This window comes from Sulfitobacter noctilucae (assembly GCF_000622365.1).
Lineage (GTDB): Bacteria > Pseudomonadota > Alphaproteobacteria > Rhodobacterales > Rhodobacteraceae > Sulfitobacter > Sulfitobacter noctilucae.
The window spans coordinates 173,084-184,352 of the sequence record NZ_JASC01000001.1; the positions used below are offsets into that span (position 1 = coordinate 173,084).

Annotated in this window: 11 protein-coding genes; 6 read left to right on the top strand and 5 right to left on the bottom strand. The window is 60.7% G+C overall.

All coding sequences use genetic code 11. The features are described from left to right. The first annotated feature begins 51 nt into the window (after window positions 1-51). Together Z945_RS0100875 and Z945_RS0100880 are read left to right on the top strand one after the other, a co-directional pair. Window positions 52-666 (top strand): hypothetical protein, encoded by a 615-nt coding sequence (locus Z945_RS0100875; RefSeq protein WP_025050241.1) that lies wholly within the window; start codon window positions 52-54, stop codon window positions 664-666. Continuing rightward, entirely contained in the window at window positions 663-1,301 is a 639-nt protein-coding gene (locus Z945_RS0100880; protein ID WP_025050242.1) for a glutathione S-transferase, read from the top strand. Before Z945_RS0100875 ends, Z945_RS0100880 begins: the two co-directional genes overlap by 4 nt. On the opposite strand, the gene Z945_RS0100885 is transcribed toward Z945_RS0100880, so the two are convergent. From Z945_RS0100885 to Z945_RS0100895, 3 genes are read right to left on the bottom strand one after another with little or no spacing between them, the layout of a single operon-like run. After that, the gene (locus Z945_RS0100885; RefSeq protein ID WP_025050243.1) at window positions 1,302-1,532 is read right to left on the bottom strand and encodes a DUF2798 domain-containing protein; all 231 of its coding nucleotides are present in this window, start codon (window positions 1,530-1,532) and stop codon (window positions 1,302-1,304) included. Further along, window positions 1,529-2,287, bottom strand: coding sequence for a hydroxypyruvate isomerase family protein (locus Z945_RS0100890; RefSeq protein ID WP_025050244.1), 759 nt, complete (start codon window positions 2,285-2,287; stop codon window positions 1,529-1,531). The genes Z945_RS0100885 and Z945_RS0100890 overlap by 4 nt, the downstream gene beginning before the upstream one ends. Beyond that, the gene (locus tag Z945_RS0100895) at window positions 2,287-2,871 is read right to left on the bottom strand and encodes a DUF1285 domain-containing protein (RefSeq protein ID WP_025050245.1); all 585 of its coding nucleotides are present in this window, start codon (window positions 2,869-2,871) and stop codon (window positions 2,287-2,289) included. Before Z945_RS0100895 ends, Z945_RS0100890 begins: the two co-directional genes overlap by 1 nt. 70 nt (window positions 2,872-2,941) lie before the next feature. Between Z945_RS0100895 and Z945_RS0100900 the strand changes: the two genes are divergently transcribed. From Z945_RS0100900 to Z945_RS0100915, 4 genes are read left to right on the top strand one after another with little or no spacing between them, the layout of a single operon-like run. Beyond that, complete coding sequence (locus Z945_RS0100900) at window positions 2,942-3,949, top strand: AAA family ATPase (protein ID WP_025050246.1); 1,008 nt, start codon at window positions 2,942-2,944, stop codon at window positions 3,947-3,949. Continuing rightward, entirely contained in the window at window positions 3,946-4,854 is a 909-nt protein-coding gene (locus tag Z945_RS0100905) for a DUF58 domain-containing protein (protein ID WP_025050247.1), read from the top strand. The genes Z945_RS0100900 and Z945_RS0100905 overlap by 4 nt, the downstream gene beginning before the upstream one ends. Next, window positions 4,851-7,622 carry a DUF4159 domain-containing protein gene (locus Z945_RS0100910; protein ID WP_025050248.1) on the top strand — a complete coding sequence of 924 codons (2,772 nt, stop codon included), beginning with the start codon at window positions 4,851-4,853 and terminating at the stop codon, window positions 7,620-7,622. Before Z945_RS0100905 ends, Z945_RS0100910 begins: the two co-directional genes overlap by 4 nt. Continuing rightward, window positions 7,619-9,661, top strand: a complete 2,043-nt coding sequence (locus tag Z945_RS0100915) for a membrane protein (RefSeq protein WP_025050249.1) — start codon at window positions 7,619-7,621, stop codon at window positions 9,659-9,661. The genes Z945_RS0100910 and Z945_RS0100915 overlap by 4 nt, the downstream gene beginning before the upstream one ends. On the opposite strand, the gene Z945_RS0100920 is transcribed toward Z945_RS0100915, so the two are convergent. Together Z945_RS0100920 and Z945_RS0100925 are read right to left on the bottom strand one after the other, a co-directional pair. Next, the gene (locus Z945_RS0100920) at window positions 9,658-10,575 is read right to left on the bottom strand and encodes a nickel/cobalt transporter (RefSeq protein WP_025050250.1); all 918 of its coding nucleotides are present in this window, start codon (window positions 10,573-10,575) and stop codon (window positions 9,658-9,660) included. The genes Z945_RS0100915 and Z945_RS0100920 overlap by 4 nt on opposite strands. Then, entirely contained in the window at window positions 10,560-11,228 is a 669-nt protein-coding gene (locus tag Z945_RS0100925) for a DUF1007 family protein (protein ID WP_241434445.1), read from the bottom strand. Before Z945_RS0100925 ends, Z945_RS0100920 begins: the two co-directional genes overlap by 16 nt. Between the last annotated feature and the right edge of the window lie 41 nt (window positions 11,229-11,269).

Genomic DNA, 11,269 nt, shown 5'->3' on the forward strand with positions numbered 1-11,269 from the left:
CCGGATCGCGCCGCGCTGCGTTAGGTCCAGATCAGGCATGGAGGAGCGCAGATGGATTGGATAAGACAGAACGCGGACATTCTCCAGCTGGGTCTTGGACTGGTTTCGGCGGTCGTCTGGTTGGCCTACCTACAAATCCTCTATCTGGGATTTGTGCGCCAACGGCAGGCGGTGATCATGATCGGCCATGGTGCTGCCAGCGATGACCGCGCCCGCTGCATTGTGACCAATATGGGCACCGAGCCGATCTATGTGATCGCAGCGCTGGCAAAGCTGACGATCGACGGGAAACCTTACAAGGCATCGGTTATCGACCGCGAGGAATTAAACCTCGACACGTTGGATGATCCGATCAAACGCACCACGCTGGGCCCGTTGAAAAGCGGTGAATACATGGATCTGGGCAGTTTTCGGGATTTGATCTGGCGTGCCGAACGGCGGCTCGGGCTGGCGGAGGATTGCCGCGTCGAGCAGATCGAGTTGAGCATCGGTGCCGCATCGGGACATGCCACCAAACTTGTCATTGCTAGCCGTGTGTTCAAACGCGAAGATGATCCATCAGGCAACGTCACGTTCCAGCCAACGACCCTGCTGACGCGACAGCTGCGCGGCGGGTGGAACCACCGGTCTATTCTGCGTCAACTCAAGGAAGATGCCACAGCATGAGCGGTTCCACGGGCAGTCTTCCTACGTTCTATTCTTTTCGCCGTTGTCCCTATGCCATGCGGGCCCGCTTGGCACTGGATGTATCAGGCGTGTCGGTGGACCTGCGCGAAGTCGTTTTGCGCGACAAACCGCAGGCGTTCTTGGACGCCTCTCCCAGTGCGACGGTGCCCTGTCTGGTAGAGGACGCGCAAACCATCGACGAAAGCCTTGATATCATGGACTGGGCATTGGCCCGGAATGATCCCGAAGGATGGTTGGATATGCCCACCCTTGGCCGCGATCTGATTGCTCGATTTGACGGACCGTTCAAATCGGCGCTCGACCGGACAAAATACGCGACACGCTATCCCGATGAAGACCCCGAGCAGCATCGCACGATCGCGTCGTCCTTCCTGACCGATCTGAACACACAATTGCACGGGTATATCTTTGGTAAGCCCACTTTGGCTGATTATGCGATCCTGCCCTTCGTGCGGCAGTTCGCGATGATCGACAAGGAATGGTTCGATGCGCAGGACTGGCCCTCTGTTCAGGACTGGTTGGGCACCTTCCTCGCGTCCGACAGATTTGCGCGGATCATGCTGAAATACGACCCGTGGCAGCCAGAAAATGCGCCCGTGCGGTTCCCTGAATAGTTATGGCTCCTGCCGGACCAGTTTGCCGACCAACCGCCGTGTCAGAGGGGCGACAACCAGCACCGCAGGAAAGGCGATAAGCCAGCTTGGCACCCAGGCCCCCACCCAAAGCGAAAGTAAATCCGGCGGGACGCCAGCAGTGCGTATCGTGGCGATGCCTGATACCAGAAATGACATCAATCCTGACAAAATGAAGCCGAAGACAACGGATGCAAAGCGGGCCGGTATCATGTTGTTTTCCAATGTAACGTATCTTCGGTCTTGCCGCCCGGATGGTATTCGGCGCTGATCCAGCCGTCATAACCTGATGCGTCGATACGCGCAAAAAGTGCGGGGAAGTCCACCTCTCCGGCACCGGGCGGACCACGGTCGGGGCTGTCTCCGATCTGGATATGGCCGATCAGCGGAAGATATTCGTCAAAGACTGCCAGTGCATCGCCGTGGATCATCTGGGCGTGGTAGCTGTCGTATTGCAGCGCGACATTGGGCAGGGACAGTTCGTCCAAAACACCTGCGGCCAGCGCGTAGTCGTTCAAGAAATATCCGGGCTGCGCGACCGGGTTCAGCGGCTCCAGCATCAGCGTGAGACCTTTGGGGGCGGCGCCTGCTGCCCAGCGCATATTGTCGATCAGAACCGCACGGGCCTCGTCCCCTTCGGCGGCACCTGTCATCACATGGATCATCCGAACGCCCAGCGCCTCAGCATAGCGAAAGACACGCTTCATATCATATCGAAACCGGTCCACATGTTCCGGCTGCGCTGCAAACCCGCGCGGCCCGCCCGTATAATTGGGCGGCGGCGCGTTGATCAGTATCAGGCGCAGACCGTTGGCCAAAAGCGCCTGTTGGGTTTCCTTGACGGCAAGGTCGTAGGGAAACAGGATCTCTACCGTGTCGAACCCCGCATCCGCGGCAGCGGAAAACCGGTCAAGATAAGGGAGCTCTGGCCACAAAAGGGTCAGGTTCGCTGCGAATTTCAGGGGCATCAGGCATCTTCTGGCAATTCATCTGAAGGGATGATGCCAAAGAATTCACCGCCTGACCACAGGCCAAACCATCCATCATGGTGTGCGCCCAACTCGACGAGCCGGTAAAAGCTTTTGCGGTCAATCAGCGCTTCAAGATTGCGACGGATGAGGACATAGGGGGCCGGCTCGCCTGTCTCAGGATCTCGTTCAACGCGGATCGGGGCCGCAGGGCCGGCCTCAGAAGCATCGCCCAGATTGGTGGTGAAGGTCAGCACCTGATCTTTACCGGTGCCAGACGAATCGAAATCCACCGCCACGAAGGGCGCATCCTCAACGGTGATGCCGACTTTCTCGACCGGCGTGACGAGGAAGTAATTGTCGCCCTCACGCAACAGAATCGTCGAAAACAGCTTTACCAGTCCGGGCCGCCCGATGGGCGTTCCTTCGTAGAACCACGTCCCGTCCCGCGCGATATGCATGTCGATGTCACCACAGAACGGCGGGTTCCAGCTGTCCACCGGGGGCAAACCGCGCGTTTTTACGGCATTTACAGAAGCCGCAAGGCCACTGGCTGTTGGGGTAACGGTTTTTTGTCCGCTCATAGCTTTTGCCATTTCCAGTTAAAGAGATAGGTTTACAATCAACACATATAATCCCGTTGGAGACATTGTCATGACCCAAGCCGAAGACATGGTAGCGCAGATCGAGGCGCTGGGCGTCAAACTGGCCGAGGCGAAGACCTCGATCACCAACCGGTTCATCGGCCAGGAGCGGGTTGTGGACCTGACGTTGACGGCCCTGTTGTGCGGTGGTCACGGCTTGCTGATCGGTCTGCCGGGCTTGGGCAAAACGCGTCTTGTCGAAACGCTCAGCACGGTGATGGGACTGGACGGCAACCGGGTGCAATTCACCCCCGATCTGATGCCCGCCGATATTCTCGGGTCCGAAGTGCTGGACACCGCCGAAGATGGCAGCCGTGCCTTCCGCTTTGTCGAAGGGCCGGTTTTCTGTCAGCTGTTGATGGCGGATGAAATCAACCGCGCCTCGCCTCGCACACAGTCGGCGTTGTTGCAGGCAATGCAGGAAAAGACCGTGACTGTCGCGGGGCAGGACCGCACACTGGGTATTCCGTTTCATGTGCTCGCGACACAAAACCCGATTGAACAGGAGGGCACCTATCCCCTCCCCGAAGCGCAATTGGACCGCTTTTTGGTACAAATCGACGTGGCCTATCCGGATCGCCAGACAGAGCGGGATATCATCCTTGCCACCACGGGCGACAGTGATGGGCAAGCAAATCAGGTCTTTACCACTCAGGAACTGCTGGATGCCCAACGCCTACTGCGGCGGATGCCCGTGGGCGAGTCGGTGGTCGAGATGATCCTTGATCTGGTCCGCGCCTTCCGTCCGCACGAAGAGGGTGCCAGCCAGCAGGTTCAGGATACGGTCGCTTGGGGCCCCGGCCCCCGCGCCTCTCAAGCGTTGATGCTGGCGGTACGCGCGCGGGCGCTGCTTGATGGACGCTTGGCCCCCTCCGCAGAAGACGTGATCGACATGGCGCGGCCCGTGCTGTCGCACCGAATGGCCCTGAACTTTGCAGCACGGGCACGAGGTGACAGCCTGCAAGATCTGATCGAACAGACCGCAACCCGCCTGACCGGTGCGAAAGCCGCAGCGTGAGCGAACCACTCCCCTTGGGGGCATACACTCCTGGCAACCTGCGCGGTGATGCAGAGGATCAGGCTTCGCGCCTGCCAGCCTTGCTTGCCCGCGCCGAACATTTGGCGGGTGCTGTTTTATTGGGCGCGCATGGCCGCCGCCGTGCCGGGACGGGTGATGATTTCTGGCAGTATCGCCCGGCACAGCAAGGCGACAGTCGGCGTATGATCGACCACCGCCGTTCTGCGATGGGGGATCAGGAGTTTGTGCGCGAACGCGAATGGCAGATCGCGCAATCGGTGATGCTTTGGGTCGATCAAGGTGCCTCGATGCGCTTTGCTTCCGGCAAGGGGCTGCCGCAAAAGGCGGATCGCGCACGGCTTTTGGGTCTGGCCCTTGCCATCATGTTGTTGCGCGGTGGTGAACGGGTCGGGCTCACGGGTACGACCCTGCCTCCCCGCAGCGGCAATCCACAGGTGTTGCGACTGGCCGAACTCTTTTGCCAAGACGATGCCACGGATTACAGCCCGCCAGAACATCGCGCGATGATCCCCCATGCGCGAGCGGTGTTTATCTCCGACTTCATGGGCGATCTGGAAGGCGTGCAAACAGCGCTGACCAAAGCCGCCGACCGCGGTGTGCGCGGCGTGATTTACCATGTGTTGGACCCGGCCGAGGAATCATTTCCATTTTCCGGCCGTACCATATTCGAAAGCATGGGCGGCACGCTGAGCCATGAGACACTGAAGGCAAATGACTTGAAGGGCCGCTATCTGGAGCAGCTGGCTGCCCGCAAGGATGAATTGCAAAGGCTTTGCGCACTGACAGGTTGGCAATACGGGCTGCACCACACGGATGCCTCGGCGCAATCGGCGCTTTTGTGGCTTTATGGCGCGCTTGATGCGCGTGCGGGGGTGGCGGCATGACAGTTCTGGGCGGCATCGGATTTACCGCACCCTGGCTTCTGGCGGCTCTCTTGGCGTTGCCGATCCTGTGGTTGATCCTGCGGGCCGTGCCCCCGGCCCCGATCCGCCGCCGCTTTCCCGGCGTGGCGCTTCTTTTGGGTCTCAGCGACGACGAGACCGTATCAGACCGCACGCCATGGTGGCTGTTATTGCTGCGGATGTTGGCGGTTGCCGCGATCATACTGGGTCTTGCCGGGCCGGTCCTGAACCCCGAAGTCGATCAGGCCGAAGGCAATGGCCCCCTGTTAATCGTGCTTGATGGCACATGGGCCGGTGCCACCCGCTGGCCGGAACAGACACAGGCGATCGAGGCACAGCTGACCCGTGCCAGCCGCGCCGAACGCCCCGTGGGTTTTCTGGCGCTCAGCCGCCCGGATGCGCCTGCGTTCCAATCTGCTGACGTTTGGCGCAGCCGGTTGACCGGTTTCACGCCTGCCGCCTGGCAACCTTCGCAGGAAAACATCGACCGCTCGGTCGAGATCATGGCGGAACTGGATGCATTTGACACCCTGTGGTTCAGCGATGCGCTGGAGTATGAGGGCCGAGATCGCGTTCTGAGCGCCATGCAGGCGCAGGGCAGTGTTGAGGTCTATCAAACCGCCGCCAACGTGCTGGCCATCGCTCCCGCCACCTACGAAGACAGCCTTGTCAAACTGAGCGTGACCCGTGCGGCCCCCGGTCTGGCGCGAGAGGTCGTGATCCGCGCCGAAGGCCGCGATCCAGCTGGCAATGCGCGTATTCTGGCAACCGCCACAGCGGCGTTTGACCAAAGCGCGACTAGGGCAACGGCCGAGCTTTCCCTTCCCTCCGAACTGCGCGCCCGGATCACCGGCTTCACAATTGCGGGGCAACGTTCCGCCGGGGCGGTATCTTTGGTGGATGATGCCTTGCGTCGCCGCGAAGTGGCGCTGATCGGGGCAGGCAATGACCGCGAAGGCCTGCAACTGCTGGCCCCCCTCCACTATATCGAACAGGCATTGGCCCCGACGGCAGACCTGATCGACGGGTCCATCGCAGATGTCCTTCCGGCCAACCCCGATGTGATTGTCCTGGCCGATGTGGCCACCCTGGCCGAAGCCGAAGCGGCGCCGCTGCTTGAGTGGATCGAAGAAGGCGGCATGCTGGTCCGTTTTGCCGGGCCGCGCGTCGCTGCAAGCGACATCAGCCGCTTTGACGAAGATCCACTGATGCCGGTGCGCTTGCGGGCCGGTGGCCGCAGCGTTGGCGGCGCGATGAGTTGGGGTGAGCCAAAATCTCTTGATGCCTTCAAAGAAACCTCGCCCTTTTTTGGGCTGAATATACCGGATGACGTTGTAGTATCTGCACAAGTGGTCGCACAGCCGGATCCCACATTAGCGAACCGCGTGATTGCCTCGCTCAGCGACGGCACGCCGCTGGTCACGCGCAAGACGCTGGGCCAAGGCCAGATCGTGCTTTTTCACGTAACCGCTACGGCCGAATGGTCGACACTGCCGCTATCTGGCTTGTTTGTCGAAATGATGGAGCGGCTGGCGGTGTCCTCTGCTGCGGCATCGCCCGATGCGGGGGATCTTGCAGGCACGACTTGGACACCCGAACGTGTGATGGACGGCTACGGTGCTTTGTCGGATGCAGGCACGCTTCCGGGCGTGGACGGGGCAGATCTGATTGGTGCGCCTGCCGGTCCGGCCTTGCGCCCCGGTATTTATCGGTCCGGCGATCGGCGGCTGGCCCGAAATGTCTTTCGTGCTGATGATACGCTAACGCCCGCGACATGGCCCTCGGATGTGCCGGTGCGCGGCCTTGCCGTCGCCCCTGAACAGCCCGTGGCGGGTTGGCTGCTAAGCCTTTCCATATTGCTTTTGCTGGCCGATGTGGTCGCGTCCTTGGCGCTATCGGGTCGGCTTCTGAACCGCGGCAATACAGCAGCGTTGATCCTGGCGGCACTTCTGGTACCCGGCTTTGCGCCTCAAGCGAATGCCCAAACCGAGGCAGATGAATTTGCACTAGGTGCCACAACCGAGGTGACACTGGCGCATGTCTTGACCGGTGACCCGCGCGTGGACGAGGTCGCGGCCGCCGGGCTTCAAGGACTGTCCGACACGCTGTTCTTCCGCACCTCTATCGAACCGGCACCACCAACGGCGGTTGACCTTGAAACGGATGAACTGGCGTTCTTTCCCATCCTTTATTGGCCTGTCACTCCTGACCAGCCACGCCCTTCGGCGGAAGCCTATACCAAGTTGAACGATTACCTCCGCTCGGGCGGGTTAATCCTGTTTGATACGCGGGATGCAGATATCGCCGGCTTCGGTGCGGCCAGCCCGAATGGGCGCAAGCTGCAAGACCTTGCCGCACCTCTGGACATCCCACCGATGGAGCCTCTGCCGGGCGACCATGTGCTTACCCGCACCTTTTACCTCCTGCAGGACTTTCCGGGCCGCCATAATTCCCGCGATGTTTGGGTCGAGGCGGCACCCCCCAATGCCGAACAGATCGAAGGGATGCCGTTCCGCAATCTCAACGACGGGGTGACACCCGTGGTAATCGGCGGCAACGACTGGGCTGCGGCTTGGGCCGTGCGCAGCGATGGTAGTCCTTTGGTGCCGATCGGGCGCGGCTATGCCGGCGAACGGCAGCGCGAACTTGCCAACCGTTTTGGCGTGAACTTGATCATGCATGTGCTGACGGGCAATTATAAATCAGATCAGGTGCATGTGCCTGCTCTTCTGGATCGGCTGGGACAATGACCGCAACACTCGTCTATGATCCACTGATCCCCACGTCGCTGCTGATCGTGGTGACGATCATTGCGTTGCTGGGCTTGATCCTTGCCATCTTGCGAGGGTTGAACGGCTGGCCGCTGCGCGGGTTGGCGGCCTTGGTGGTGCTGGGCGCATTGGCCAACCCTTCCTATCAGCAGGAAGACCGCGCCCCGCTGAGCGATATCGTTCTGCTGGTCGAAGACCAAAGCGCGAGCCAACGGCTGGGCAACCGCGCCGGGCAAAGTACAGAGGCGGCGGATACGCTGGCTGCGCAGATTGCTGCCCGCTCCAATACCGAAGTGCGGCGGGTGTCCGTGCCCGATGGCGCGGGTGATGCAGGCACCGAACTCATGACCGCCATCGCGGATGCCCTCGCCGAAGAGCCACGCGCGCGGGTCGCTGGCATTCTGGCAATCAGTGACGGGCGTGTGCATGACGCCGATCTGCCCCTTGATCTGCCTGCGCCCATGCATTTGCTTATGACGGGCGAAGAAACGGATTGGGACCGCCGCCTGAGTGTCCGCAACGCGCCTGCCTTTGCCATCATTGGCGAACCTGTGACCCTCACGTTACGCATCGACGATCTGGGGGCTGCGCCAGCGGGCGAGGACCTTGCACCGCTTGAGATTTCAATTGACGGAGAGCCGGCACAGACCTTTCGCGTGCCGATTGGACAGGATCTTGAGCTGCCAATCACCCTGCCCCATGGCGGGCGCAACGTGATCCGGTTTTCCCTGCCCGAAGCCGAGGGCGAGTTGACTGACCGCAACAATACCGCGCTGATCCAGATGAACGGGGTGCGCGACCGCCTGAGTGTGTTGCTGGTCAGCGGAGAGCCGCATCCCGGCGGGAGAACGTGGCGTAACCTGCTGAAATCAGACAGTTCTGTCGATCTGGTACATTTCACTATCCTGCGCCCGCCGGAAAAGCAGGATGGGGTGCCGGTGAACGAGTTGTCGCTGATCGCTTTTCCGACACGCGAATTGTTTATGGAAAAGATCGAGGATTTCGATCTGATTATCTTTGACCGTTATCAGCGGCGTGGTATTCTGCCGTCACTCTACCTCGATAACGTGGCAAATTATGTGCGCAATGGCGGCGCGGTTCTGGTCGCCGCCGGTCCGGACTTTGCCGCCGCCGATAGTATTTATCGGTCACCACTGGGCAGCGTTTTACCCGCCAATCCGACAGCGCGGGTCATTGAAGAACCCTATTTGCCCAAGGTTACCGATCTGGGAGAGCGGCATCCTGTGACAACGAACATGCCGGATGGCGGCGATTGGGGCCGCTGGTTGCGTCAGATTGATGTCTCCGATCCCCAAGGCAATGTGGTGATGGAGGGCGTCGATGGGAGGCCCCTTCTGGTGCTGAACCGGGTGGAGGAAGGGCGCGTTGCCCTGCTGGCGTCGGATCACGCATGGCTGTGGAGCCGTGGATATGAGGGCGGCGGACCGCAGTTGGAACTGCTGCGCAGGCTCGCCCACTGGATGATGAAAGAGCCGGAGCTGGAAGAGGAGGCGTTGACCGCAAACGCCGATGGTCAATCCATGCGCATCACGCGGCGGACCTTGGAAGCCACGGTGCCACCCGTCACAGTGACAGCCCCCGATGGCAGCGTAATCGAAGTGCCCCTGACCGAAAATAGCGCAGGTGTGTTCGAAGGCACCTATCAAGGGCCGGAGATTGGGCTGTACCGCTTGGACAACGGCGATCAAACAGCGGTGATCGGCCTTGGCCCCGCCGCCCCGCGAGAATTTGTTGAAACGATTGCCAGCGCCGACGCGCTTAATCCGCTTGTAAGCGCACAGCGTGGCGGTGTTGCACGGGTCGAAGAAGGCCTTCCGCGTGTGCGCGATGTCCGGGTCGGGCGACCCGCTGCCGGCCGTGGATGGATCGGGATCACGCCGCGTGGTGCTTATGAGACCCGTGACATCCGGCAGACGGCAATCCTGCCGGGATGGCTCGTTTTGCTCCTTTCGGCGGGGTTGATCACCGCTGCATGGCTGCGCGAAGGACGTCGTTAAAGCGCGCGCAACAGTAGACCGGTGGCCAGCAGAGCCACGGTGAGACCCGCCACAAACTCGACGGCTGCGCCAGCGCGCGCCACTTGCGGTGATCCACTTAGACCTGCAAGCATACCGCCTCGCAATGATCCTGCTGCGAGGCCCACGAATATCGTGATCAGCGCTGTGCCAAAGGCCATCGCAAAGGCACCTGCAATGCCAAGGCCACCAATGCCCATCTGCCATGTGATGATCAGGACAAAAAGCGCCCCCGTACAAGGCCGCATCGCAATACCGCCAATCAGGACCAGTGCCTCGCGCAGGGTGGTCGCCTGCTGCACTTCTTCCAGAGAGGGGCCGTGGGCGTGCCCACAACTGGCACAGACTGCGCTGTCACCCTCATGTGCATGATCATGTCCGTGGTCATGGGCATGATCATGGTGCTTCGGCAAGAGCTTGCGCTGACCCCGCCACATCAGCCAAAGTCCGATCAATCCAATTGCGGCATAGCTGAGCGGTGCCATCACCGCTTCGGTCACATCCACCATCGCCTGACGTCCAAGATTGAGCAGCAAAACACCCGTATAGACCAAAACAACCGCAGTGACCGCCTGCCCTAGCGAGGCGGCGAGCGCGATCAGCGAGAGGCGCAGCATCGGCACCTTGCGGCCAAATCCGTAGCCACCAATCAGAACCTTCCCGTGCCCCGGCCCCGCCGCATGGACCAGACCATAGGCAAAACACCCCCCCAGCAGCGCGATTATCGCGCCGCTTTCGCCGCCGCGTATCTGGCGCAATGATCCTGCGATGCCGTTCTGAAAATCGCGCTGTTGAAGCGCCGCCCAATAGCCCAGCCTGTCAAAGCCGCCGCTGAACCAAAGCCAGCCCAGCACAGCAATCACAACAAGCGCGGCAATGCTCAGGAAATATCGCATGTCACCACCACGGTCGAGGTTAACAGAACGCCGAGGTCCGGCATCGCGGCCCATTCCTCATCGGTCATGAAAGCGTCCATCTGGTTCAACTGGTCACCCATCGCGGCCAGACCCGCCGCGACATCCGGCACCTCGATCCGTTTGCCACAAGCATCAGACCCTTCTATCTGCACTGGAAGCGTGATGTCATAGGCCGTGTAATAGGTTTTGTCGTAGGGTTTCACTTCGATCACGCCGGCCTCTTCCGCACCACTGACGCGACGCACATGGGTCGTGGTGATGCGACCGTCGGCATAAACCGCCGTCGCCTGCATGGGGCCAGACAACGCAAGCGGTGCACCATCTTGCAAGATCACCAGATCGCCGTTGAACCCCTCACTCCAGTTCATATCGAAGCCCTGAAGATCGGCCTGTTCAGCTTCGGTCAGGACACCGTCAAAGTCGGGATCAAGGCCGCGATCCTCGGTGATAAGCAAAGAATAGAGGTCGTCATAGGCCCATGTCATGCGTACTTCGATCAGGCGGTTCTGATCATCGAACCGCAGATCGAGGCCGGTATCCACGAAGATATGCGGATGCGCCGTCAGCGGCAGCGCCGACAGCACCAGTAGGATAAGGGAGAGCGCATGTTTCATAACGTTGAGATATATCATGCCATCCCGCACAACAAGATTTGCCAGCGACCGCACCGGCA